The sequence below is a fragment of the Bradyrhizobium sp. 187 genome, assembly GCF_023101005.1.
Taxonomy (GTDB): domain Bacteria; phylum Pseudomonadota; class Alphaproteobacteria; order Rhizobiales; family Xanthobacteraceae; genus Bradyrhizobium; species Bradyrhizobium canariense_D.
Genome location: NZ_CP064693.1, coordinates 5,814,995 through 5,839,780 on the forward strand (window position 1 = coordinate 5,814,995; position 24,786 = coordinate 5,839,780).

General features: G+C 62.9%; 20 protein-coding genes and 1 tRNA gene. 11 read left to right on the forward strand and 10 right to left on the reverse strand.

The features are described 5' to 3' along the window. Positions 1-400: 400 nt before the first annotated feature. The 4 genes from IVB19_RS28200 to IVB19_RS28215 all read right to left on the reverse strand — a co-directional run bounded on the left by IVB19_RS28200 (position 401) and on the right by IVB19_RS28215 (position 3,163). A complete protein-coding gene (locus IVB19_RS28200; protein WP_018460464.1) occupies positions 401-739 on the reverse strand; it encodes an ABC transporter substrate binding protein in 339 nt (112 codons plus the stop codon). Beyond that, positions 736-1,044, reverse strand: a complete 309-nt coding sequence (locus tag IVB19_RS28205; protein ID WP_157643160.1) for a type 1 periplasmic-binding domain-containing protein — start codon at positions 1,042-1,044, stop codon at positions 736-738. The genes IVB19_RS28200 and IVB19_RS28205 overlap by 4 nt, the downstream gene beginning before the upstream one ends. A gap of 451 nt (positions 1,045-1,495) precedes the next feature. Then, positions 1,496-2,005, reverse strand: coding sequence for a Cif family virulence factor (locus IVB19_RS28210; protein ID WP_247820370.1), 510 nt, complete (start codon positions 2,003-2,005; stop codon positions 1,496-1,498). Positions 2,006-2,009: 4 nt separating this feature from the next. Continuing rightward, positions 2,010-3,163 (reverse strand): IS3 family transposase gene (locus IVB19_RS28215; RefSeq protein ID WP_088930867.1). Its coding sequence is split into 2 segments (ribosomal slippage): positions 2,010-2,914 and positions 2,914-3,163, totalling 1,155 coding nucleotides; the frame shifts between segments, so codons are not numbered across the junction. Between the two features lie 243 nt (positions 3,164-3,406). On the opposite strand from IVB19_RS28215, the gene IVB19_RS28220 reads away from it, so the two are divergent. Further along, a complete protein-coding gene (locus IVB19_RS28220; RefSeq protein ID WP_247820372.1) occupies positions 3,407-4,429 on the forward strand; it encodes a tyrosine-type recombinase/integrase in 1,023 nt (340 codons plus the stop codon). A 61-nt stretch (positions 4,430-4,490) separates the two neighbouring features. Here the strand turns inward: IVB19_RS28220 and IVB19_RS28225 are convergent. The 5 genes from IVB19_RS28225 to IVB19_RS28245 form a co-directional block, all read right to left on the reverse strand. Beyond that, positions 4,491-4,566: transfer RNA gene (locus IVB19_RS28225), tRNA-Lys, on the reverse strand. A 189-nt stretch (positions 4,567-4,755) separates the two neighbouring features. Further along, on the reverse strand, positions 4,756-5,379 hold the full coding sequence (locus IVB19_RS28230) for a Spy/CpxP family protein refolding chaperone (protein ID WP_085350207.1): 624 nt from the start codon (positions 5,377-5,379) through the stop codon (positions 4,756-4,758). Positions 5,380-5,575: 196 nt separating this feature from the next. Continuing rightward, entirely contained in the window at positions 5,576-6,580 is a 1,005-nt protein-coding gene (locus IVB19_RS28235) for a TRAP transporter substrate-binding protein (RefSeq protein ID WP_085350209.1), read from the reverse strand. 170 nt (positions 6,581-6,750) lie between these two features. Next, entirely contained in the window at positions 6,751-8,313 is a 1,563-nt protein-coding gene (locus IVB19_RS28240) for a 2-isopropylmalate synthase (protein ID WP_018457500.1), read from the reverse strand. A gap of 428 nt (positions 8,314-8,741) precedes the next feature. Beyond that, complete coding sequence (locus IVB19_RS28245; RefSeq protein WP_247820373.1) at positions 8,742-9,005, reverse strand: hypothetical protein; 264 nt, start codon at positions 9,003-9,005, stop codon at positions 8,742-8,744. A gap of 278 nt (positions 9,006-9,283) precedes the next feature. On the opposite strand from IVB19_RS28245, the gene IVB19_RS28250 reads away from it, so the two are divergent. From IVB19_RS28250 to IVB19_RS28295, 10 genes are all read left to right on the forward strand, one after another. Continuing rightward, complete coding sequence (locus IVB19_RS28250) at positions 9,284-10,504, forward strand: SMP-30/gluconolactonase/LRE family protein (protein ID WP_085350211.1); 1,221 nt, start codon at positions 9,284-9,286, stop codon at positions 10,502-10,504. Between the two features lie 198 nt (positions 10,505-10,702). Continuing rightward, positions 10,703-11,881 carry a calcium-binding protein gene (locus IVB19_RS28255; protein WP_204512007.1) on the forward strand — a complete coding sequence of 393 codons (1,179 nt, stop codon included), beginning with the start codon at positions 10,703-10,705 and terminating at the stop codon, positions 11,879-11,881. Between the two features lie 10 nt (positions 11,882-11,891). Then, entirely contained in the window at positions 11,892-12,995 is a 1,104-nt protein-coding gene (locus IVB19_RS28260; protein WP_247820374.1) for an NAD(P)/FAD-dependent oxidoreductase, read from the forward strand. A gap of 250 nt (positions 12,996-13,245) precedes the next feature. Next, the gene (locus IVB19_RS28265) at positions 13,246-14,487 is read left to right on the forward strand and encodes an ABC transporter substrate-binding protein (protein WP_247820375.1); all 1,242 of its coding nucleotides are present in this window, start codon (positions 13,246-13,248) and stop codon (positions 14,485-14,487) included. 104 nt (positions 14,488-14,591) lie between these two features. Then, a complete protein-coding gene (locus IVB19_RS28270) occupies positions 14,592-15,467 on the forward strand; it encodes a branched-chain amino acid ABC transporter permease (RefSeq protein ID WP_018457493.1) in 876 nt (291 codons plus the stop codon). A gap of 1 nt (position 15,468) precedes the next feature. Continuing rightward, positions 15,469-16,395, forward strand: a complete 927-nt coding sequence (locus IVB19_RS28275) for a branched-chain amino acid ABC transporter permease (RefSeq protein WP_085350215.1) — start codon at positions 15,469-15,471, stop codon at positions 16,393-16,395. Further along, entirely contained in the window at positions 16,395-17,876 is a 1,482-nt protein-coding gene (locus tag IVB19_RS28280; RefSeq protein WP_247820376.1) for an ATP-binding cassette domain-containing protein, read from the forward strand. Before IVB19_RS28275 ends, IVB19_RS28280 begins: the two co-directional genes overlap by 1 nt. 41 nt (positions 17,877-17,917) lie before the next feature. Continuing rightward, positions 17,918-19,159 (forward strand): ABC transporter substrate-binding protein, encoded by a 1,242-nt coding sequence (locus tag IVB19_RS28285; protein WP_247368912.1) that lies wholly within the window; start codon positions 17,918-17,920, stop codon positions 19,157-19,159. A gap of 174 nt (positions 19,160-19,333) precedes the next feature. After that, positions 19,334-21,847, forward strand: a complete 2,514-nt coding sequence (uvrA, locus tag IVB19_RS28290; RefSeq protein WP_247820377.1) for an excinuclease ABC subunit UvrA — start codon at positions 19,334-19,336, stop codon at positions 21,845-21,847. Positions 21,848-22,000: 153 nt separating this feature from the next. Next, positions 22,001-23,311, forward strand: coding sequence for an ABC transporter substrate-binding protein (locus IVB19_RS28295; RefSeq protein WP_018457488.1), 1,311 nt, complete (start codon positions 22,001-22,003; stop codon positions 23,309-23,311). Positions 23,312-23,581: 270 nt separating this feature from the next. On the opposite strand, the gene IVB19_RS28300 is transcribed toward IVB19_RS28295, so the two are convergent. Further along, complete coding sequence (locus IVB19_RS28300) at positions 23,582-24,751, reverse strand: Gfo/Idh/MocA family protein (RefSeq protein WP_204512011.1); 1,170 nt, start codon at positions 24,749-24,751, stop codon at positions 23,582-23,584. Positions 24,752-24,786: the final 35 nt, after the last annotated feature.

Sequence of the window (24,786 nt, forward strand, 5' to 3'; positions counted from 1 at the left end):
AGGCTGGATGCAAACCTCGGCCAACTGACATATCCGCGTACCCCTCGCATTTTGATCTCGCGGGCTGCTGAGCGCAGGCGACCACCTGCCCCGCTATGCGCCGCGACGCTGCTACGCTCTCAACGGCAAGGCGGTCCTGAAGCATATGACGTCTAGAGTGGGTCACGAGCGGCCTTTGGTGTCCCAGGCTGCTTACTTCCGCTTGAGCTCCGGGGACCATCATCAGCGCCGGTCAGAATGTCCGAGATGGGCCCAACAGCAGACTCGTGCAGCGCAGAAGATCGTTATTCAATCACCTCGGCCGAGCAGCGTCGCAGGGAGATCGATGCCGAGCGCCTTGACCTTCGAGAACATCGGAATGCTCCCGGTCCTCAACCCGGAGGTCTGCAATCGGTGGTCATTAGCGGACAATCAACTCGTCAGCCCTCGCGACCAAATGCTGAGGAACAGATAGGCCCATATCTTTGGCAGCTTTGAGGTTGATCGCAAGATGGAATTCGCTCGGCCCTTCGACGGGCAAATCACTTGGCTTTGCCCCGTTGAGGATCTTCTCGACGAAATATGCGCCCCGACGCCATATTCCATCAATTGTAGGACCAAAGGCAAGCAGTCCGCCGCTCTGCACCCATTCTCGATATTCATGGGCGTTCGGAATTTTGTTTTCTATTCCGAAGTCGACAATCCTCTTCCGATCAAAGACGAACATCGGATCGGTGACGGTAGTCATCGCATCAATCATCGGATCCTGCCTTTTGCGCAGGATTGAAGCAAACGCGACCTCAAATTCCGGCGGTGAACGAACTTCAAACGTTCCACGATCACGTCGACATTCTGCCGGACCAGATCGGCAGCCATCCCAGGCAGAAGTTCCGAATGTCCTTTTGCCTCCCGCCATTCGATGGTGAGATTGTTGCCCTCCGAATAGCCGCGATCACTTAATTCGCGAACGAAGCCGTTTACCCAAGGATAGCTGCTCAAATTAGCCGTCAGATATCCAATGCGGTAAATCTTTTTAGATTGCGCGCTTGAGCCGCCAGCGGCCACACCGCAGCGCCGCCGAGTGCCGTTATGAACTCGCGCCGCTTCATGTCTGATGCCTCGGCAAAGGTAGAGACAACCTATCACTCGCCCCAAACTAACACATTGGGACTGGCCGGCCATGACTTCTGCCACAGAATCTCGAGTACGCCTGCCAGCCGCGCGATGTGCGGTGCGGGTTCAAAAGCGAAAACCTCAACGCGAGCATATTCAGTCCGCTAAGCCCCATGGAACGGACCTCAATGAGACGTGGATGGGCCACTTGCAGACATCGCGCGAGCGGTGTGCATTTCGAGGCAACCGTATTTCGCTTTCGGACGCGTGCAGCAAGATCAAACACCCACCCTCAAAGAGGATGGGCGCGTGGTGACTTACGACATGATGACGTCCTACTTCTTCTCGGCGCTGGCTTCCTTAGCTGGAGGCGGCTTCATGCCGACGGTCAACTGGCGGATTTTTAAAGCGCCGCCTTCACGTATGTCGATGGCGCCCCAGAACACTGTAACCTTGGTGGCGTCGCCGCTCTTAGGGTCCTTACCGAAGATGTCGGTCTCGCCGTTGGCAACGACCAGATCGTTGTTGATGACGACATGTTGCCGACTCTGATCTCTATATGATCGGTGCCGTTCTTGAAGTTGTTTTCGTATACGGTCTTGAGATCGGAAAACACACCGCCCGGGTTGATCTGGACCCCGTCCTTTGTATAGAGCGCAGCGACACAGGCCGCGTCTTTCTTGGCGACGCAGTCGGTGTAGGCGACGGCTAATTTTTCGGCCTCCTGCTTGACCTCATCGGCCAGTGCCGGTGCAGAGATGAAGGCGGAAGAACACAATGCCAAGAGCAATGAACGTCGCTTCATAGCAACTTCCCCTCTGGTTGTGATGCACAATTGCATCGCGACGTCCTCCTGACGTAGGACGTCGCGTTGCATTTGTTCCGAATGAGCTGCTGCCGGTTTGATGGACACCGGGTTAAGCTAATCCCACCTTGCGCTCGAACTCAACAGGGCTGAGGTAACCGATCGTCGAGTGACGTCGGGTCGTGTTGTAGAACCGCTCGATGTAATCGAACACATCTGCTCTGGCCTCGTTCCTGGTGCGATAGGTTTTGCGCTCGGTGCGTTCGGTTTTCAGCGACGAGAAGAAGCTCTCCATCGCCGCGTTGTCCCAGACGTTGCCGGACCGACTCATGCTGCAGACGATGCCGCTATCAGCCATCAAGCGCTGGAACTGCTCGCTGACGTACTGGCTGCCGCGATCGGAATGATGCATCAGGGCATCCGGCTTGCCGCGCCGCCAGACCGCCATCAACAGGGCGTCCGCAACCAACTGGGCGGTCATGCTGGCGTTCATCGACCAGCCGACCACCCGGCGCGAGAACAGGTCGATCACCGCCGACACATAGAGCCAGCCCTCAGCCGTCCAGATGTAGGTGAAGTCGGCGATCCACTTCTGGTTCGGGCGCTCGGCCTCGAACTGCCGATCCAGAAGATTCGACGCCACGTTCGCAATCTGGCGATGGCCTGCGTCCTTCGGCAGACGCCGGCGTCGTGGCCGCGCCCGCAGGGCCTGCAGGCGCATCAGCCGTTCGACCCGGTGCAGGCCGCATTCGACGCCGTCCGCCAGAAGGTCTCGCCAGACGCGCCGCGCGCCGTAAGTCCGGTCACTGGCAAGGAAGCTGACCTTGACCTGCTGGCCTACGGTCTCGTCGCTCCGGGATCTGGCGCTGGGCGATCGGTTCAGCCAGGCATGAAAGCCCGACCGCGACACGCCCATCGCTTCGCATAGCCATGCCACCGGCCAGATGCCCCGGTGCTTCGCGATGAAGCCGAACTTCATGTCGCTTCCTTCGCGAAGTAGGCAGCGGCCTTTTTTAGGATATCCCGCTCCGCCTTCAGCTTGTTGACCTCGCGCCGCAGCCGCTCGATCTCCAATTGCTCAGGCTTCAGTTGCCCGTGGCCGGGGAACGACTGCGCAGCGTCGAAGCCGAACTCCTTCACCCATTTGCGCAGCACGTTCTCATGAACGCCCAGGTCTCGGCCAGCTTGCGCCACAGATACCCCGCGCTCCCTGACGAGCTTGACCGCCTCGATCTTGAACTCTCGACTGAACTTCCGTCTCTGCATGACCCACCTCTGGCTCGATAAAACACCCAATCTCGGTGTCCATCAAACCGGCAGCAGCTCAGAAGAAGAAAACCTTCCTATCGGTCGCCCTAGTGGTGTTGTCGTAGCCAAAGTAAGGCTCCAGTTCCTCGCAGAGGAAATGGGCCCAGCATATCCGTGCCGAGCGACAGACCCTGAGCGGCGTAGGCGACGCCAAAAACTGCGAGACAGAGGGTGCGGCCTTGGACGAATGGAGGATGAACCGTGCGCGTCGTTCTGAAAGGAATTCATAAGGTCAAGAGACGGCTCGCAAATGGCGAGACGAAAGTAGATTGCTACGCATGGCGTGGGGGCCCCGCCATCCATGCGCAGCCCGGTGCGCCAGACTTCGTTCGAGAGTATCACGATGCGCATGCGAGCCTTCGGCAGCCCCGCGCCGGCACCTTCATGACGATCGTTGCGCAGTACAAGGCCGCACCAGAGTTCACCGGACTAGCGGCATCGACCCGTCGTGCGTACCTCGCCTACATTAAGCTGATCGAAGATGAATTCGGCGACCTGCCGGTGGCAGCTCTGGCCGATCGTCGAGTGCGTGGTGAGTTCAAGGCCTGGCGCGACCTGTTCGCCGAGACACCACGTAAGGCGGACTACGCCTGGACCACGTTGGCGCGGATCATGTCGTTCGCAAAAGACCGCGGCATCATCGCGACCAACCCATGCGAGCGCGGGGGCCGCCTCTACGTAGCAGACCGCAGAGACAAGATTTGGACCGAGCAGGACATCGCAGCGGTTCTTGCGATCGCCTCTAGCGAGATCGAGCCCGCCTTAGTCCTGGCGTTGTGGAGTGGCCAGCGCCAAGGCGACTTGCTGCGACTGCCCTGGTCCGCCTACGAGAACCCCTACATTCGCCTGCGCCAGTCTAAAGGCGGGCGGCGCGTCGCGATGCCAGCCGGCGCGCCTTTGCGAACCCTTCTCGATATCACCGAGCGCCGAGGCCCCCTGATCCTGACCAACACGCTCGGTCGGCCATGGACGTCGGACGGCTTTCGCACGTCCTGGGGAAGGGCATGTGAGCGCGCCGGTATCGGTGAACTGACCTTTCACGACCTGCGCGGCACGGCAGTGGTGCGCCTCGCAATCGCAGGCGCCAGCGTGCCACAGATCGCAGCCGTCACAGGTCATTCGTTGAAAGACGTCGAGGCCATTCTCGATGCGCACTACCTCGGTCGCGACATTCAGCTCGCTGAAGCTGCGGTGGTGAAGCTCGAAGCGAGAACAAAACTGTAAACGGTGGTGTAAACGGCGCTGGTTTTGCCGTTTGCTCAGCCCGCTAAGTGTTTGAATTATATGGTGGGCGCACCAGGGCTCGAACCTGGGACCCGCTGATTAAGAGTCAGCTGCTCTACCAACTGAGCTATGCGCCCGAAAGGCGGTTAAAGCCTTGCGAGGCCGGTCGTTTAGCAAAGCGATCCGGGTCTGGCAAGCGATGGCTCGTAAGTTTTCCAAGGGTATGCCAAGGCTTTGCCAAGGGTTTGCCCACATCCCCCAAAAAAGCGAAAAGCCGCTGGATTCCAGCGGCTTCGCCAGGGTTGATCGGGGCAACGCTTGCAGGCTCAGAGCCGGCCCTCGCGGTCCCGGTCCGGGCCATCGTCGCGGTCGAAACGGTCACGGTGGAAGTGGTCCATGCCGCGCTCCATCATGCGGTCCATGCCACGTTCCATGAAGTGGCGGCGCGGGCCGTCTTCGCCGCCACCGAACGGGCCGCGGTGGCGGGTCAGCACGGCGAGGCGCCGCTTCTGGCCCTCGTCGAGGGTCTTGTAGAGCGGATCGGCGGCATCGGCGATCTTCTTCAGGGCCGCCGACGTTGCCCCCATGTCCTCGGCGCGCTGACGCAGGCGGGCGACCGGATCCTCCGGCCTGACGGCGTCCTTGTTAGCGTCCTTGCCGGCATCGCCGGCGCCGGCATTCATCCGCGCATTGGCGCGGTCGATGCGCAGCTTGGCGAAGTCGCGCACGGCGGCCTCGACCGGCGGCCACAGCTTTTCCTGGTCGGCGTTGAGCTTCAGCCCGGCATGGACGGCAGCGATCCGCGCGTCGGCCATGGCGGCGCGGTCTTCCGGGTTCATGCGGATGTGGCGCATGTGCTCGTGCATCCACGGGCGATGATACTGGGCATAGACCGCGCCCGAGCCGGCGATGCTGAGCACGGCGATGGCGGCGATGGTGAATTTCCTCATGCGAACTCTCCTCTGGAAGGATGTCGTGAGGATGAGCGCAGCGCGGCTTGCGCGCAACTTACAACTTGGACAGGGAGCGCGTCCTTTCCAAGATGTAACGCTCCTGAATTTTAGTTCAGTCGCAATCGGAAATCATTCGCAACAAAAAGGGGCTTCCGCGCCCGGCACGGAAGCCCCCATTCATCATCCGTTCAAATCAGTTCGTCGTGCTCTTCGCTTCCTTCTGGAATTCGTCGATCAGCGGCTGGCCGACGCGGCCTGCGGCGTCCTTGTAGACCGGCTCCATGGCCTTGCGCATCGCCTCGTCCTGCTCCGGCGTGAGCTTGATGATCTCGCTCTTGCCGCTCTTCCTGATCTCGGCGAGCGCGTCCTCGTTCTCCTTCTGCGACTGCGTATTGTTGAAGTCGGTCGCTTCCTTCATCGCCTTCGTCAGCTGGTCGCGGATGTCGGCCGGCAAATCGTCCCAGAACTTCTTGTTCACGATCACGACGTAGCCGATGTAGCCGTGGTTGCTCTCGGTGATGTACTTCTGCACCTCGTGCATCTTCTGGGTATAGATGTTCGACCAGGTGTTCTCCTGCCCGTCGACGACGCCGGTCTGCAGCGCCTGGTAGACTTCGCCGAACGCCATCACCTGCGGCAGCGAGCCGAGCGCCTTGAACTGGGCCTGGAGCACGCGCGAGGACTGGATGCGGAACTTGACGCCCTGATAGTCGGCCGGCGTCACCAGCTTCTTGTTGGCGCTCATCTGCTTGAAGCCGTTGTCCCAATAGGCGAGGCCGGTGATGCCCTTCGGTTCGAGCAGCTTGAGCAGCCTGGCACCGAGCGGACCTTCCGTCACCTTCCGCAGCGTCTTCAGATCAGGCAGGATGTAGGGGAGATCGAATACCTCGAACTCGCGGATGCCGAGCGGGCCGAACTTGGAATTGGACGGCGCCAGCATCTGCACGCTGCCGAGCTGGAGCGCCTCGAGTTCTTCCTTGTCCTTGTAAAGCGTCGAGTTCGGGTAGATCTCGACCTTGACCTTGCCGCCGGTGTACTTCTCGGCGAGCTCCTTGAATTTCTCCGACGCCTTGCCCTTCGGCGTGTCGGTGGCCACCACGTGGCTGAACTTGATGATGATGGGCGACTGGGCCGATGCCGGCCCGGTCAAGCCAAGTGCCAGGACCGCGATGGACGCAGCGATCGCGAAGGTGCGCATAATCTCTCCCTGTTGTTATTTGGGCCACCGGGCGCGCGGGTGGCCTATGCCGTCAGCATCAATACAGGTCGACATCACCAGCTGCTATTGGTCGTTAGCAGGGCAGCCATTCATGGTGAACGCCGCAAGCACCGCCTCTCCCGCTTCCGGAAGAGGCGGTAGTAGCAACCTCAGCTCGCCGCCGCGGTCGTTACGGTGTCGCGCTGGCGTTTCATGACGATCTTGTTGAGCGCGCCGAGATAGGCCTTTGCTGAGGCCACCAGCGTATCCGGATCCGCCGCGCGCGCGGTCATCGCGCGTCCCTCGTGCGACAGCCGCACCGAGACTTCGGCCTGCGCGTCGGTGCCTTGGGTCACGGCGTGGACCTGGTACAGCTCGAGCTTGGCTTCGTGCGGCACCAGGCGCTTGATGCAGTTGAACACGGCATCGACCGGCCCGTTGCCTTCGGCCTCCTCGATCTTGATCTGGCCGTCGACATCGAGCTTCATCGTCGCGCGCTGCGGGCCATGGGTACCGGCGATCACGGTCAGCGAGGTCAGCTTGATGCGGTCGTGCGAAGCCGCCATCTCCTCGTCGACCAGCGCCTCGATGTCCTCGTCGTAGATGTCCTTCTTGCGGTCGGCCAGCGCCTTCATCCGCGTGAACGCATCTTCCAGCTGGTTCGGACCGAGCTTGTAGCCCATCTCCTCCAGCTTGTGCACGAAGGCGTGGCGGCCGGAATGCTTGCCCAGCACCAGCGAGGACTGCTTGAGGCCGACCATCTCGGGCCGCATGATCTCGTAAGTGGAAGCGTCCTTCAGCACGCCATCCTGATGGATGCCGCTCTCATGCGCGAACGCGTTGCGGCCGACGATGGCCTTGTTGTACTGCACCGGGAACGAGGTCGCCGCCGACACCACCTTCGAGGCGCGGGTCAGCTGCGTCGTGTCGATCTTATTCCAGAAAGGGAATTTGTCGTTGCGCACGTTGATCGCCATCACGATCTCTTCCAGCGCGGCGTTGCCGGCACGCTCGCCGATGCCGTTGATGGTGCACTCGACCTGGCGCGCGCCGCCAATGACGCCTGCCAGCGAGTTCGCCACCGCCATGCCGAGGTCGTTATGGCAGTGCACGGAGAACACCGCCTTGTCCGAGTTCGGCACGCGCTCGATCAGCGTCTTCATGAAGTGGGTGTATTCGTCGGGCGTGGTGTAACCGACGGTATCAGGAATGTTCACCGTGGTGGCGCCGGCCTTGATGACGGCTTCGACGATGCGGCACAGATAGTCCATCTCGCTGCGAGTGCCGTCTTCGGCCGACCATTCGACGTCGTCGATCTGGTTGCGGGCACGCGCGACCATGGCCACCGAGGTCTCGAGCACCTGCTCCGGGGTCTTGTTCAGCTTCACCCGCATATGCAGCGGCGACGTCGCGATCACGGTGTGGACGCGGCCACGCTTGGCGAATTTCACCGCTTCTGCGCAGCGGTCGATGTCGGCCGGATGGGCACGCGACAGACCGGCGATGACGGCGTTCTTGGAGCGGCGGGCGATCTCGCTGACCGCCTGGAAGTCGCCTTCGGAGGTGATGGGGAAGCCGGCCTCGATGACGTCGACGCCCATATCGTCCAGCATCTCGGCGACCTCGAGCTTCTCCTCGAAGGTCATGGTGGCGCCGGGGCACTGCTCGCCGTCGCGCAGGGTGGTGTCGAAAATGATGACGCGGTCCTTATCGGACTTGTTCACGGGGGCCATTTGAATTTCCTTTTGAGCTTTTTGCGCCGTCAGTCTTCTGGGCGCTTGAGGTGTCCGGTGATCTCGACCAACCCCTGAGCGCCCAGGCGCATGGCGCCCAGCCGGCCCTCAGGGGCAAGTAAGAAGAAGCTCGCCAATCAGGAGGGTGGGCAGCAGCGCGGCCGGGATCGCGGCGGCGGCAAGAGCCACCTCCCCCGAAATCCCATCGATTTGGCCGCGAATCAGCATTACCGGACCCTTTGAGCCCTCAAATCCTCGGTCAAAACCGTTGATGGTTGGTTGCCGGGAGGCTCGATGCGTCGTTTCTAGACGAGAAATGGCAGCAACCGCAACGCCAAAAGATGGACAGAAGGGCTGACATGATCGCAGCGCCGGATGCGTGACGGTGCCAATTGTTTGGCCGACCGAACGCCGGCAAGGCGGTCAAGCTATGCCGAGCGGCGAGCGCGAGCCCTGCTCTCCCAGCGGTTCAGCATCTGACCGAGCTCGCTGGTGGCAACCGGCGTAGCCGTGCCAGCGATCGCGATATCGTTGGTGTTGGCTGGTGCGTTGGCACTGAGCCAATCCGGCTCGCTGTACTCACGCCAGCGCCGCGCCTCGGCTCGTCTTTTTCGGGAGACGTAGTCGCGCGAGAAATAGCCGGCCGCAAATGCAATCCCGAGCAGCAAAACCAGTACGACGACAGCGACCACAGTAAACTCCGACTTACGCCCCGAATGACGTTCTGCCAGCATCGCGCAGGAGGTCAAGGCTTGACATGCTCCACAGCTTGGCAAAGCCCCGAGCGCAGTTCCGGTAACCCCCGTCACGCCGGATGAATTTGTCGTTTCCATGTTCGACGTTGCAGCGCTTTGCCGCCCCGATCTCGCTGAGGATGCTTACCTCCCCCTCGCAACCGTCATCGGACCGGACTAACCTTGCCCTGCTCGGCCGGATCAACCGGCTAGCCGAACATGACCGGGAGGACGCGATGACACGCCAAAAGCAGCGTGACCAGGATGCTGCGCTTTCACGACGAACGCTCGTTCAGGGGTTTGCGCTCGGCGCCGCCACTTTTGCCGGCGCCGGCTCCGCGCTGGCCCAGACCGGACCAGCCGCGCCGCCGACGACGATTACCACCCCGCCACGCGATTTCGGTCCCAACGGCGCGCCGACCACCTATTTCTGGGACCCCGATGTCGTCACAGTCGATCCGTCCTTCAACGATCTCGCGCAGCCCAACACTGCGATCAAGCGTCTCTATACGGGTTTGTTGTGGGCTGAAGGCCCGGCGTGGAGTGCACAGGGCCGCTATCTGCTCTGGAGCGACATTCCCAACAACAGGCAGATGCGCTGGAGCGAAGACGACGGTCGCGTCAGCGTGTTCCGCTCGCCGTCCAACAATTCCAACGGCAACTCGTTCGATTTCCAGGGCCGTCAACTTTCCTGCGAACATTTGACCCGGCGGGTGACGCGTTATGAACATGACGGCACCGCGACCGTGCTTTGCGACAATTACAACGGCAAGAAGCTGAACTCGCCGAACGACGTCGTCGCGCATCCTGACGGCAGCTACTGGTTCACCGATCCGCCCTATGGCGGCCAGCTCTACGAAGGTGAGCCCGATGCCGCGGGCGGTCCGAGCAATTCCGGCGGCAAGCTCAATCCTCGGATTGGACAGCCGGCCGGCTTCGCACCGGGCAAGCGCGAGCTTCCGACCAATTGCTATCGCATCGACCCTAGCGGCCGTGTCGATCTCGTCGTCACCGAGGAGCAGGTGCCCGATCCGAACGGGCTGTGCTTCTCGCCGGACTTCAAGAAGCTCTACGTCGTCTCGACTGGCAAGGGACCCGGCGACACCGGCCCCGGCGGCAAGGGCGAAATATTCGTGTTCGACGTCGGCGCCGACAACAAGCTCACCAACCACAAGCGGTTCAGCGAGTGCGTGATTGACGGTGTGAAGTGCGGACCGGACGGCGTGCGCTGCGACGTCAACGGCAATGTCTGGGCCTCCAGCAATGCCGGCCGCGCCGTCGGCTACAGCGGCGTGACGACGTGGTCGCCGGAGGGCAAGCTGCTCGGCCGCATCCGGTTGCCCGAAGTGTGCGGCAACGTCTGCTTCGGCGGCCCCAAGCGCAATCGCCTGTTCATGGCGGCGAGCCAATCGCTCTATGCGGTGTACACGGCCACGCAAGGCGCCGGACCGGGCTGAGCCCGCGCGCAAGATCGCAAGCACGGGCGTCGGCGTGGATCGCCGGCGCCCGCGGTTCCCTGATCGCAATCAAATTACGCCGCGGGCAAATCTCCGCCATTAATCCAACGAAGATTGAATCGCGCGGCAAGGCCGCAGCGCGGTGCAAAGGCATGATGCTCTTCGTTCTCGCGCCCGACTTGAACCGGGAGTTGCGCGATGCGCCGTATGCCGAACGACACCATCATCGTCAGCGTGGGGAACCAGCAATTCGTGACGGAGTTCGGAGACCCGGGCCTTCCGAACGGAGGCCGCGGCGGCAGCGATAGGATGATCGCGACCGTCGACGGTGGCAACGCGGTCCTGATATTCGTTGGCGACGACCAGACCCTCCAAGGACATTCTCACGGCGGAGGCGACCATCTCGCCGCGACCGTCACAGGCTTCGGGGACTACGTGTTCCTGGACGGCGATGCGCAGGCGATGTCCGGCGACGCCCATGGCGGCAACGATGTACTTCATGTCGATGCATCGACATCGATCTACGCGTCTCTCGGCATTTTTGGCGATGCCGAAAGCGCGATGTCGGCCGACACGAGCGGCGGCAATGACGTCGTCATTGCATCGATGGGAAACAGATCGTCCGGCACGTTCAGCGGAGACTCCGGCAGTTCAATGAGCGATCACGCGCGTGGCGGCAATGATATTCTCAGCGTGACCCAGGTCGGCAGTTACGGCGGCGCTTCGATATCAGGCGATGCCCTCGTCTCCATGAGCGGAGATGCGCACGGCGGCAACGACATCCTCAGCTACACCGTCGGCGCCGGAGCCCAATCCGGCGCCGCGTCTCTGGTCGGAGACGCCGGCTACATGAGCGACGATACCCACGGCGGCAACGATATCCTGATCGCTGCCGTCGACGGCAACCCGGACTCCACGTCCATCGTGCTCGTCGGAGACGCCTCGAACATGTTAGGTAATGCGCATGGCGGAGATGATATCCTCCTCGGCAGCAGCCGCGACGATTTGCTGTATGGCGATGCACAGACCTACGCTCCGTTCACGGCAGGCTCAATCACGGGCGGCAAGGACATGCTGAATGGCGGTGGCGGAAATGACCAGCTCTGGGGCGGACCGAACGACGACAGATTCGTCTTCAACAAAGGTTCAGGCCTGGACGTTATCAACGATTTCGACCAGGGCAACAAGGCTGTCACGGCGCGAGAGCATGATTTGATCAATTTGCACGATTACGGCTTCGCAGACTGGGCGGCGCTGAAAAGCCTGATCAGCGATGACAGCACAGGAAGCGCGGTGATCCACCTGACGGCGACCGATACGATTACGCTGGAGGGGATCCATACCGCGGATCTCCATGCAAAGGATTTCATTGTATGAGAGAGCATTCGTGCGCGTTGTGATCTGCGGCGGCGGCGTCATCGGCGCCTGCACCGCCTGGTTTCTCCGCCGCCGCGGCATCGACGTCATCGTCGTGGAGCGCGCAGACGTCGCGGCCGCAGCATCAGGCAAGGCGGGCGGCTTCCTCGCGCGCGACTGGTGCGAGGGCTCGCCGCTCGATGCGCTGGCGCGACGGAGCTTTGCGATCCATGCGCAGCTGCCGGAACAGATCGCAGGCGATTGGGGCTATCGCCCGATGACCGCTTATAGCGGCTTCGTTGCCGCCGATGGCCACCCGCGCCGGGATGCACCGTCCGCGCTCGGCTGGCTCAGCAACGGCGTCATCATCGCCCAGCGCATCGGCACGATGGAGACCGCCGCAATCGTTCACCCCAAAAAATTCACCGTAGCCGTGATGAACGCGGCGCTCGCGGAAGGCGCCGAGTTTCGTCCCGGCCAGGTGACCGGCATCATGCGCGATGCGAACGGCACCACCGCGACGGGCGTCGAGGTCGACGGCGGCATCGTCGAGGCGGACGCCGTCGTGATCGCGATGGGACCATGGTCGCTGCTCGCGGCGCAATGGATGAGCCTGCCCGCCGTCTACGGCCAGCGCAGCCCGAGCATCGTGTACGACACCGGCACGGATGCGCCGGCCGATGCGCTGTTCCTGGAGTATGAAGAGAATGGCAGTGCCGTGTCGATCGAGGTCTTTCCTCGCGCCGACGGCAGCACGCATATCACCGCTCTCTCCGACATCGCGCCGCTTCCGCTCGATCCGGCGGCCGTGACGCCGGACAAGGACGCGATCGCGCGCCTGCAAACCATGTCCGAGCGGCTGTCGCCGCTGTTCCGCTCCGAGAGGATCATTGCGCAACAAGCCTGCTTCCGGCCGGTGACACAGGACGGCCTGCCGCTGATCGGCAAGGTGCCGCGAAGTGAAGGTCTGTATGTTGCGACGGGGCACAATGTATGGGGCATCCTGAATGCGCCCGCCACGGGCGAGGTCATGGCGCAGCTGATCGCGGAGGGTGCGACGCGCAACGTCGACATCTCGCCATTCGATCCGGCCCGGCTCGCGCCGCTCGATCCATCGCTGCTGCAAGCGCGCTGAGCCGACGCGACGGCATCGCAATTCAGCGTTCCGGTTGCTGTGCGCCCGCGATAGCTGCGCATGCCTACCGACGAAATCTGCATGCCTGCGCGTGAAACGGGTCCGACAGCTTTCCTGCCCGCTATTGCCCAGCGCTAGACTTTAGTTCGTGCCTCACAATCCTGAACGCGGTTTCACTTGCCGAGAATGTCTCCGCCGGTATAGTCGCGGCATAATGGCTCATAAGAGGCCTGTTAAGGGAGAGAACAAGATGAAGAAACCGCTCTCTGTTGCGTTGCGAATAGCACTCGGTACCGCCGCGGCCGCTGTGTTGATGAGCTCAGGCGCGGCGCTTGCGGCCGACCCGATCAGGATCGGCGTGATCGCGGAAGCGCAGGCGATTGCCGGCGCCTCCATCCCCCAGGCGGCACAGCTCGCCGCCGACGAGATCAACGCCAATGGCGGCGTCGACGGCCGCAAGATCGAGATCGTCTCTTACGACAATCATTCCTCCTCGGCAGATTCAGTGCGCGCCTTCCAGCGCGCGGTGAACGAGGACAAGGTCAATGCGGTCATCGCCAGCTACATCAGCGAAGTCGTGCTGGCACTGGAGCCCTGGGCCTCGCGGCTGAAGACGCCGTTCGTCACGCCCGGTGCCGCCTCCAACGAGATCAGCAAGAGCGTCCATGCCGACTACGAGAAGAACAAGTACACCTTCCACGGCTATCTGACCTCCGCCGCGCTGGCGCTTTCCGTCTGCGACGGCGCCAAGGACCTGCTCGTCGACAAGATGCACATGAAGACCGCGGTCATCATGAGCGAGGACGCCGCCTGGACCAAGCCGCTCGACATCGCCTACGAGGAATGCCTGCCCAAGATCGGGCTGAAGGTGCTCGACCACATCCGCTTCTCGCCCGATACCACCGACTTCACGCCGATCTTCAACAAGATCGAAGGCTCCAAGCCCGACGTGATCATCACCGGGATCTCCCATGTCGGCGTGCAGCCGACGGTGCAGTGGAAGAACCAGCAGGTGCCGATCCCGATGTTCGGCATCTCCTCGCAGGCCACCAACGAGACCTTCGGCAAGGACACCAATCAGGCGGCCGAGGGCGTACTCTACCAGGGCGTCTCCGGCCCAGGCGTCGCGGTGACGCCGAAATCAGTGCCGTTCGCCGAAGCCTTCAAGAAGAAGTTCGGCAACTATCCCTCCTATGCCGGCTACACCGCCTATGACGAGGTCTACTACATCGCCGATGCGGTGAAGCGCGCGGGCTCGACCGACGCCGACAAGCTGGTCGCCGCTCTGGAGACGACCGACTGGGAAGGCACGATCGGCCGTGTCCAGTTCTACGGCAAGGACGATCCGTTCACGCACTCGATCAAATACGGCAAGGGCCTGATCACCGGGCTGATGCTGCAATGGCAGGACGGCAAGCAGAGCGCGGTCTGGCCCAAGGAAGTCGCCAAGGTCGACGTCAAGTTCCCGAGCTTCATCAAGCTCTCGAACTAGCAGGACACGCTCCCGGGACCAGCTCCCGGGAGCTTCCACATGCGGCCCCCGCAGCACGTTGCTCCAGCAACATCGTCTCTCATAAATCGGATTGCCAACCCTAGATGCGTGCTTTCCAGATTCTGATCGATGGCTTTGCCATCAGCGCTCTCTATGCTCTCGGTGCCACCGGCTTCACGCTGATCTTCGGCGTCTCCGGCGTCCTCAACCTCTCCCACGGGGCCATCATGGTGGCGGCAGCGGTGGCGGCCTGGGCTGCCGCCAGCATCCTGAATGTCGGCACCTATGCCGGCGCACTGATCGGCGTCGGTGTCGCCCTCCTTACATCCTTTGCGACCTATTTCGCGGTGGTGAAGCCGATCCAGGATTCCCGGCGCATCCCGAATGAAGAGAAGGAGATCTTCGTCCTCACCGGCACGCTGCTATGGGGGATCATGATCCAGGAGGTGATCGCTTATTTGTTCACCAACAACGCCAAGACCGTGCTGCCGATCGTCGAGGGCGTGGTCGAGATTCTCGGCGTCCGCACGCCCAGGAACGAGATCTTTACCGCGATCGTGTGCTGCTTCGTCATCGCTCTGTTGTGGCTCCTGGTGAACCGCACCCGCACCGGCAAGGCGGTGCTGGCGGCCTCGATGAACCCACGCGGCGTCACCCTGCTCGGCCTCGAGCTCACCAACATCTACGTCGTGGTGTGGGCGATCTACGGCATCCTCGCCGGCATCGCCGGCGTGCTGCTCGGAATGTTTCTCGGCGTCAGCTCCTACAGCGTCGGACCGCTGACCGCGAGCGCGTTCTCGATCGTCGTGCTCGGCGGCCTCGGCAGCGTCTCCGGCTCGCTGATCGCAGCCTTCGTGGTCGGCTATCTCGAAACGCTCACGGCCTATCTGGTCTCGCCAGCCTACCGCACCATTCCGGCGCTGCTGCTGCTCGTGTTCGTGATGTACATCCGGCCCCAGGGCCTTCTGGGGAGGCGCTGAGATGGCCAGCTTCTTTACGACACGCCTGTTCTTCATCTCATTCGCGCTCGTCGTCATCGCGGCGACGCTGCCGCTCTACGTCTCCGGCTACGTGCTCGGGCTTCTCACCGTCGCCTTCTATTTCGGCGTGTTTGCAATGGCGTGGGACCTGCTGTTCGGCTTCGCCGGCGAGGTCAATTTCGGGCCGACCTTCCTGATCGGCGTCGGCGCCTACACCGCCGGCATCCTGAATGCCCAGTTCGGCTGGTCAGTCTATCTCTGCATCGTGCTCGGCGCGCTCGCCTCCGTCATCGCCGGCCTCGTGCTGGCGCTGCCGGCGCTTCGGGTGCGCGGACCGTATTTCGGCCTGACCACGCTGGTCGCGGTGCTGATGCTGCAGAATTTCATCGTGGTGTTTGCCGACCTCACCGGCGGCGAGATCGGCTTGACCATTCCCGACGTCATCTCCATCAACGCCGGCGTCAATTACTGGATCGCGCTCGGATTCATGACGATCTCGGCGGCCATTCTCTATGGCCTGTCGCAATCGCCTGTTGGCCTGGTGCTGCAAGCCAGCGGCCAGGACCCGGTCCAGGCCGGCGCGCTCGGCTTCAACATCGTCAAGCACAAGCTCGCCGCCTTCATCGTCAGTGCGTTCTTCTCGGGGTTATCAGGCGCGCTGCTGGTGTTCTACTTCGGCACCGCCTCGGTCGGCACCGTCGTCGACGTCGCGGTCGGCGTCAACGTGATCGTCTCAGCCGTGCTCGGCGGCCGGCGCACCGTGCTTGGCGCGGCACTCGGCGCGATCTTCCTGATCGTCGCCGGCGAATTCCTCAGGCCCACCGGCGAGCTCGCGACCTTCATCGTCTCAGCTGTCGCGCTGCTCGTCGTGCTGTTCTTCCCCGGCGGCTTTCTCGGAGCGGCCCTCTCGCGTGAGGCGCGCTCGTGATGGATATGCGATCTTCAAACCGGGCCGTGCTCGAAGTCCGCGGCCTGACCAAGCGCTTCGGCGGACTGACGGCGGTGAAGAACCTCGGCTTCGAGGTCAATAGCGGCGAGATTTTTGGCCTGATCGGGCCGAACGGCTCGGGCAAATCGACCGCGATGAAGAGCGTCATGGGCATCGAACGCCCGACATCAGGCGAAGTCGTATTCGAGGGCGAGAACGTCGCGGGCTTGCCGGCGCACAAGATCGCGCGCAAGGGCTTTGGCATGGTGTTCCAGCATTCGCGACCGCTGAACCGGCAGACTGTGCTGGAGAACATCATGGTCGCGCTGCTGCCGGACAGCCTGTTCATGCTGTTTCCGGACAAGGCGCTGCTCGAGCGCGCCAAATGGATCGCCGATCGCGTCGGGCTCGGCAACGTGATGAACCGCCGCCCGCCAACGCTGCCCTTCGCCGACTTGCGCCGGCTCGAGCTGGCAAAGGCTATCGCGCGCGATCCCAAGGTCGTGCTGGTGGACGAGCCCTTTGCCGGGCTGACGCGGGCCGAGGTCGAAATGTTTTCCGACCTGATCCGCAGTTTCCGCGACGAGGGCCGCGCGGTGATGCTGATCGACCACAACGTCAAGAGCGTCGCGGCGTTGGTCGACCGCGTGCTCGCGATGTATCTCGGCGAGGAGATCGTCACCGGCAAGGCCGAGGACGTCATGAAGAACGAGACGGTGCGGCGGGTCTATCTCGGCGGCGCCATCGAGACCCATGCGCGGCCCGAGACCAGCTTCAAGGACAAGGTGCCGCTGCTCCAGGTCGAGAATGTCAGCGTGTTCTACGGCAAGGCGCAGGCGCTGGAGAACGTCTCGATCCACGTCCATGAGGGCGAGTTCGTCTCGATCGTCGGTCTCAACGGCGCCGGCAAGACCACATTGTTCAACACCATCTCGGGCTTCCTGCCTTATAGCGGCGAGATCGTGCGCAACGGCGAGAAGCTGCGCGGCACGACGCCGGCGAAGATCGCCCGCAGCGGCCTCGTGCAGTGCCCGGAATCGCGCGAGCTGTTCGGCGAGATGAGCGTGCGCGAAAACCTCGATCTCGGCGGGCAACATCTGGCCGACGACAAGCGCGCGGCACAGCTCGCCTGGCTGTTCGAGCTATTCCCGATCCTGAAAGAGCGTCAGGGCCAGATGGCGCAAACGCTCTCCGGCGGCGAGCAGCAGATGCTTGCGATCGGCCGCGCGCTGATGATGCAGCCGCAGATCCTGATCCTGGATGAACCGACGCTGGGTCTCGCCCCCGTCATCCTCGAACTCCTGTCCAAGGCCCTAACCAGGCTGCGGCAGACGACATCGATCACGGTGTTGCTCGGCGAGCAGAACGTGACCTTCGCGCTTCCGCATGCCGACCGCGTCTATGTGCTCGAGCATGCAAGGATCGTCTGGGAGGGCGATCCGGGCCGCTTCGCCGCGGAGGCTGGCGCCGATTTTCTCTAGTTCGCCCATACCAACAACAAAACAAGCAAAAGGAAACGACCATGCGACCATCGAAGAGTTTGAGCGGCAGCTTCCTCCTCGCCTCCGCGCTGGCGCTGTGCCTTGCTGCTCCCGCCTATGCGCAGTCGAACGATCCTATCAAGATCGGCGTCATCGCCGAGGTGCAGTCGATCGCTGGTGCCGCGACGCCCGGCGGCGCGCAGATCGCCGCCGACGAGATCAACGCCAAGGGTGGCATTCTCGGCCGCAAGATCGAGATCGTGACCTACGACAACAAGAGCTCCTCGGCGGACTCGGTGCGCGCGTTCCAGCGCGCGGTGAGCGAGGACAAGGTCTCCGCCGTGATCGCGAGCTATATCAGCGAGGTCGTGCTGGCGCTCGAGCCCTGGGCAGCGCGGCTGAAGATGCCGCTGATCACCCCCGGCGCGGCCTCGAACGAGATCACCAAGGCGATTCATAACGACTACGAAAAGAACAAATACACCTTCCACGGCTATCTGACCTCGGCCGCACAAGCGCAGCTCGTCTGCGACGCCGCCAAGGATCTGCTGGTCGACAAGCTCAAGTTCAAGACGGCCGCGATCATGAGCGAGGACGCCGCCTGGACCAAGCCGCTCGACGTCGGTTACGAAGCCTGTCTTCCGAAAGCAGGCCTCAAGGTCGTCGAGCACGTGCGGTTCTCGCCCGATACCACCGACTTCACGCCGATCTTCAACAATATCGAGGCCAAGAAGCCGGACGTGATCGTCACCGGCATCTCGCATGTCGGCGTGCAGCCGACGGTGCAGTGGAAGAACCAGCAGGTGCCGATCCCGATGTTCGGTATCAGCGCGCAGGCGCTGAGCCCGACCTTCTGGAAGGACACCAATGGCGCCGCTGACGGCGTGCCGTCGCTGGCGGTCGCAACACCCGACGTCGCCGTGACCTCCAAGACGAAGCCGTTCGCAGCCGCCTTCAAGGCCAAGTTCGGCTCGCCGCCGGCCTACACCGGCTACACCGCCTATGACGAAGTCTACTTCATCACGGAGGCGATCAAGCGCGCCGGCTCGACCGATCCGGACAAGATGGTCGCTGAGCTTGAAAAGACCGACTACGAGGGTACGATCGGCCGCATCCAGTTCTACGGCAAGGACGACGAGTTCACCCACGGCATCAAGTCGGGTCCCACGACCGTATCCGGTCTGGTCTTCCAGTGGCAGGACTCCAAGCAGGTCGTGGTCTGGCCCGAGAAGATCGCGGAGGGCAAGCTGAAGTTTCCGAGCTTCGTGAAGCTGTCGCAGTAACACGCCGGGCTGGGCACCAGGGGCCCGTCCCGAGCGCCCCATCGCCCTTGCATGGCCCGTCGCTTCAATCGCGGCGGGCCTTCGCTTTGTGCAGAACGCAACCGATGCGCTGGCATCTGTGGACCCATCCTGCGATCCTGCCGTTATCTCCCATGCGTGGGCCGGAGCAGCGAGATGGACGACCGATCAAGACAACCCGATGGCCTGATGCAGGACAACGGCTTCGTTCGCGTGCGGGGCGCGCGTGAGCACAATCTCAGGAACGTCGACGTCAGTATTCCGCGCAACGCCCTCGTCGTGTTCACCGGCGTGTCGGGCTCCGGAAAATCCTCGCTCGCCTTCGGAACGGTCTACGCCGAGGCGCAACGGCGATATCTGGAATCGGTGTCGCCTTACGCGCGGCGCCTCTTCCACCAGATGCAGATCCCTGAGGTGGACGACATCGAAGGCCTGCCGCCCGCCGTAGCGCTCCAGCAGCAGCGCGGCGCGCCGACGACGAGGTCGTCCGTGGGCAGCGTGACGACCATCTCGAACCTGCTCAGGATGCTCTATTCCCGTGCCGGCGAATACCCGCGCGGACAAAGGATGCTCTATGCGGAATCGTTCTCGCCGAACACGCCGGAAGGAGCCTGCCCGACCTGTCACGGTATCGGCAGGATGCTCGACGTCACCGAGAAGTCCATGGTGCCCGACGACACCCTCACCATTCGCGAGCGCGCCGTCGCGGCGTGGCCGAGTGCCTGGCAGGGGCAGAACCTCCGGGACATCCTGACCACGCTGGGCTACGACGTGGACAAGCCCTGGCGTGAGCTGCCCAGGAAGGACCGCGACTGGATCCTGTTCACGGAGGAGCAGCCGACCGTTCCGGTCTATGCCGGTTACGACTTGGCCGAGGTCAAACGGGCCCTGCGCCGCAAGGAGGAGCCGAGCTATCAGGGCACGTTCACCGGCGCCAAGCGCTACGTGATGCAGACCTTTGCCAAGTCCGAGAGTGCGATGATGAAGCGCCGCGTCGCGCAATTCATGATCACCCAGGACTGCCCGACCTGCCATGGCACGCGATTGAAGCCCGAGGCACTCAAGGTCAAATTCGCCGGACTTGATATCGCCGAGATGTCTCATCTGCCGCTCGAGAAGCTGCAGGAGGTGATGAACCCTTTCGCGGAGACTTCGACCGTCGGAGCATCGGAGAAAACCATCGTCGCCAGGCGCATCTGCGAGGATCTGTCGGCGCGGCTGGCCGTCCTGCTCGACCTCGGCCTCGGCTATCTCGCCTGCGAGCGCAGCACGCCAACGCTGTCGCCCGGCGAGTTGCAGCGGCTGCGGCTTGCGACCCAGGTTCGCTCCAACCTGTTCGGCGTCGTCTATGTGCTCGACGAACCGTCGGCAGGTCTGCATCCCGCCGACACCGAGGCGCTGCTGCGGGCGCTGGACCGGCTGAAACACGCGGGCAATTCGATCTTCGTGGTCGAGCACGAGATCGAGGTGATCAAGCATGCCGACTGGCTGGTGGATGTCGGGCCTGATGCCGGCGAAGGCGGCGGGAACATCCTCTATAGCGGACCGCCCTCAGGACTCGGGCAGGTCGCGCAATCGCGAACCGCCCATTATCTCGCGCATCCACGAAAGCCGCTGCCGATGGTCCGCCGCCAGCCGAAGGCGCATCTGAAAGTCCGGGGTGTGACCCGGAATAATCTCCGCGGCCTCGACGTCGATATCCCGCTCGGCGTTCTCGCCAGCGTGACCGGCGTGTCGGGCTCCGGCAAATCGAGCCTGATCAGCCAATTCCTCGTCGATGCCATGGCGGAGCATCTCGGCCATGCACGGGCTGCGGACGCGGACGACGATAGCCTGGCACCCACGGTCGAGACATTGGGCGGCGAGATCGTCGCCGGCCTCGACCAGGTCGATCGTCTCGTCGTGGTGGATCAGAGGCCGATCGGCCGCACGCCGCGATCCAACCTTGCAACCTATACCGGCCTGTTCGACCACGTCCGGAAGCTGTTCGCCGTGACGCCGCAGGCAAAGTCCCGCCGCTACGATGCCGGGCGCTTTTCCTTCAATGTCGCGAAGGGCCGATGCAGCACCTGCGAAGGCGAAGGATTTGTCTGCGTCGAGCTTCTGTTTCTTCCCAGCGTCTATGCGCCCTGCCCGACCTGCAAGGGCGCGCGCTACAATGACAAGACGCTGGAGGTGAAGATCCGCGGAAAATCCATCGCGGATGTGCTGGCGATGCGCGTCGACGAAGCCTTCGAATTCTTCCACGAAGATCCAACCCTCAACCGGTCCCTATCGGTCGTCCGCGAGGTCGGGCTCGGCTATATTCGTCTCGGTCAGTCCGCCACCGAATTGTCGGGCGGGGAAGCCCAGCGCATCAAGCTTGCGACCGAGCTCATGCGGCCGCAACGCGGTCACACGCTCTATGTCCTGGACGAGCCGACCACCGGTCTTCATCCCAGGGATGTCGAGCGGCTGATCGCCCAACTCGAGCGCATCGTGGACGCCGGCAACAGCGTGGTCGTGGTCGAGCACGACATGGATGTCGTCTCTCATAGCGACTGGATCATCGACCTCGGTCCCGGCGCCGGCGAGGAAGGCGGCCGTATCGTGTCGTCGGGGACGCCGCGAGAGGTCGCCGCGGCCGGCGGGAAGACCGCTGGCTATCTTGCCCGTCGCTTGAAACAGTAACGGGCGCGCTCATCACCCATTTCGCAATTGCGTTCTGCGTCGCGGAGACCGGACCCCGACTTTCGCCATGTTGACTTTCCGCCGCCCCGCTCCCCATACTTCGAAAAAGAATAACAAGACCAAATCATAAGACGATCTTTGAGGGAGGATAGGATGCCCACTTCACGCAGGCAGCTGCTGAAGAGCTCGGCGGCTGCCGCCGCCGCACTCAGCCTCGATTGGACACGGGCCCAGGCGCAAGCCGAGAATTTGCGCATCGGCTTGATCTACGACCTCACCGGTCCGTTTGCCGCCGGCGGCTCGGTCGCCTCCTCGGTCGGCGCGCAGATCGCCATCGACCTCGTCAACGAAAAGGGCGGCATCGGCGGCAAGACCAAGATCGTGCCGGTCGCGGCGGACTCTCAGAGCAAGGCCGACGTCGCCATCAACGAGGCCGAGCGGCTGATCAGCCAGGAAAAGATCGACATCATCAACGGCGTCTATTCCAGCGCGCATGCGGTGCCGATGGCGGCGAAGGTCGAGCAGCAGAAGAAGATCCTCTGGATCACCACCGCGGTCTCGACCGCCGTGTTCAAGGACAAGAACCTGCAATATGTGTTTCGCGCGCAGATCCATTCCGATCAGTACGGCCAGGCCTTCGCGGGCTTCGTCGCCGAGCACGCGCAAGGCAAGCTCGGCATGGACCCGAAGGACGTCAAGGTCGCGCTGATCCACGAGGACGGCCCTTACGGCGTCGGCGTCGCGGCGGCCGACGAGGCCTATGCCAAGCAGGCGGGCATCCAGGTGGTGATGCGCGAAGGCTATTCGGCTTCCGCGCCCGATCTCTCGGTGCTCGTGACCAAGCTCAAGCGCGCCAAGGTCGATGTGATCTCGCACGCCGGCTACAACCCCGACATCACCCTGTTCCTGCGCCAGGCCCGCGAGAGCGGATTGCGCTTCAAGATGCTGTTCGGCGCGGGCGCCGGCTACAGCCAGCTCGACAAGCTGCGCGCGACCTTCGGCCCCGACATCGACAATTTCTGCAACATCGATCCGGTGCCGGCGCAACTGCTCGATGCCTCCAAGCTCGCGCCTGGAATCGGCGACCTGACCAAGACCATGGTCTCGCGCTACCAGGCCAAGACCAGCGCCACCGACGTGCCGCCGCATTGCTCGATGGGTTTCAACCAGACCTGGATCTTGCTCAACAACGTGCTGCCGGTCGCCAAGGAGAAGTACGGCAGCTTCGAGCCCGAGGCCATTCGCAAGGCCGCGCTCGACGTCGACATTCCAGCCGGCGGCACCATCCAGGGCTATGGCGTGAAATTCTTCCCGCCGGGCACGCCGATGTCCGGCCAGAACGAGCGCTCGACCCCGGTGGTGATGCAGAATGCCGGCGAACACATCTCGGTGGTGTGGCCGACGAACATCCGGACGCGGGACCCGGTGTTTCCGCTGCCGAAGGGCTCGACCTACGGGACGTGAGGCTACGCGCCGCGCCGACGGTGCACCCTTCCCCCTTGTTTGCGGGAGAGGGTGGCTCGCCGCGAAACGGCGAGACGGGTGAGGGGTTGCCTCCGCGAGCAAACCTCTCTCATTTTAAACCGCGGAGAGAACCCTCATCCGGCGCTATAGCCGAAGCTACGCTTCGGCGTTCTTGAGAACGGCGGCCGAAGGCCGCCTATGCCACCTTCTCCCGCAAGGGGAGAAGGATTGGCACCGTGCCTGCGGCTAGCTCAGTGAGTTCATCACGCCCTACATCACCACCTTTCGTCCCTCCTCCGCCGCCCAGTATCCCGCGTAGTTCACCTTGATTGTCTCGTACGCCAGCGCGAGGTCCGACAGCGGCTGCCGTCCCGTCGCGGCGCATTCCATGAAGTCCTGGATCTCCTGGAGATAGCCGCGCGTCCACTCCTCTTCGAGGCAGACATATTGCCAGCCGGTTTTGCGGTCGACCTTCTCAGTGATGTAGACGGAGGCGAGTTTCTCCTCGGAGGTCTGGTAGCTCATCAGATGATTATTCGGCGTGATGTTGGCGAACAGCGAGCCGCCTGACGTGTAGGTCTCGATCAGATTGCGCACGCCGCCCATGATCATGTCGCCGGAGAACACGGTGGCCTTGGTGCCGTCCGAAAACGTCGCGGTCAGCGTGCCCCAATCCTCGACGTCGACAGGATTGGCCTTGATGTAGGTGCGCTCCTCCGGCTTGAGGATGGCCGTGACATTGCCGACATCGCCGCTGACGCTGGCGACGCGGATGGTTTCACCGCGCGCCTTGGCCTCGACCTGCTTGAGATACAGCACCGCCGAGAGCGGATGGCAGCCCATCCGGATCAGCGAGCCGCCCCCGGTCATCGCCCATTGCGCGGCATGGGCCGCATGCGATCCGGAATGGCTCTCCTCGCCCTTCATGAACAGGATTTTGTCCTTGGTCGCTCTCAGAATCTCCGCGGTCTTGGTCACGGCCGGCGCGTAGATCCAGTCCTCGGCATACATGAAGAGCTTTCCGGTGCGCTCGATCGCGGCACGCGTGGCGTCCATCTCTTCCAGCACGCGCTCATACATCAGCGCCTTCGGCACATGCCTGCCGATCGGCTGCCGGTCGCCGTCGCGGCCGAAATAGCCGGCGAACGGCTTTTCGCAGATGACGTGCTTGCCGGCCTGCATGGCGGCGACGATCATCCCCGCATGAAGATTGGGCGGCGTGCAGATGTCGATGACATCGAGCTCGCGGTCTGCGATCAGCTCGGCGAAGCTGCGATAGACCCGTTGGATCTGGTGGCGGCCGGCGAATTCGACGACATGGTCGCCGCGCGCAGCGACCGCCGCGACCTCGACATCCACGCCGTAGACGCGCCGGAACGCGTACATATGCAGCTCCGATACGAAGCCGCAGCCGACGAGTCCCACCCTGATCCTGGCCATAGCGCCCCCCGCTTTGGGCGGCACTATAGCGCGCT

Excerpts from the sequence above, each read along its gene's own strand:
- IVB19_RS28230 (WP_085350207.1), bottom strand. The coding sequence starts at position 5,379 with ATGAGGAAATTCACCATCGCCGCCATCGCCGTGCTCAGCATCGCCGGC.
- IVB19_RS28235 (WP_085350209.1), bottom strand. The coding sequence starts at position 6,580 with ATGCGCACCTTCGCGATCGCTGCGTCCATCGCGGTCCTGGCACTTGGC.
- IVB19_RS28270 (WP_018457493.1), top strand. The coding sequence starts at position 14,592 with ATGCGTGCTTTCCAGATTCTGATCGATGGCTTTGCCATCAGCGCTCTC.
- IVB19_RS28240 (WP_018457500.1), bottom strand. The coding sequence starts at position 8,313 with ATGGCCCCCGTGAACAAGTCCGATAAGGACCGCGTCATCATTTTCGAC.
- IVB19_RS28275 (WP_085350215.1), top strand. The coding sequence starts at position 15,469 with ATGGCCAGCTTCTTTACGACACGCCTGTTCTTCATCTCATTCGCGCTC.
- IVB19_RS28295 (WP_018457488.1), top strand. The coding sequence starts at position 22,001 with ATGCCCACTTCACGCAGGCAGCTGCTGAAGAGCTCGGCGGCTGCCGCC.
- IVB19_RS28250 (WP_085350211.1), top strand. The coding sequence starts at position 9,284 with ATGACACGCCAAAAGCAGCGTGACCAGGATGCTGCGCTTTCACGACGA.
- IVB19_RS28255 (WP_204512007.1), top strand. The coding sequence starts at position 10,703 with ATGCGCCGTATGCCGAACGACACCATCATCGTCAGCGTGGGGAACCAG.
- IVB19_RS28300 (WP_204512011.1), bottom strand. The coding sequence starts at position 24,751 with ATGGCCAGGATCAGGGTGGGACTCGTCGGCTGCGGCTTCGTATCGGAG.
- IVB19_RS28265 (WP_247820375.1), top strand. The coding sequence starts at position 13,246 with ATGAAGAAACCGCTCTCTGTTGCGTTGCGAATAGCACTCGGTACCGCC.
- uvrA (WP_247820377.1), top strand. The coding sequence starts at position 19,334 with ATGGACGACCGATCAAGACAACCCGATGGCCTGATGCAGGACAACGGC.
- IVB19_RS28280 (WP_247820376.1), top strand. The coding sequence starts at position 16,395 with ATGGATATGCGATCTTCAAACCGGGCCGTGCTCGAAGTCCGCGGCCTG.
- IVB19_RS28285 (WP_247368912.1), top strand. The coding sequence starts at position 17,918 with ATGCGACCATCGAAGAGTTTGAGCGGCAGCTTCCTCCTCGCCTCCGCG.
- IVB19_RS28200 (WP_018460464.1), bottom strand. The coding sequence starts at position 739 with ATGATTGATGCGATGACTACCGTCACCGATCCGATGTTCGTCTTTGAT.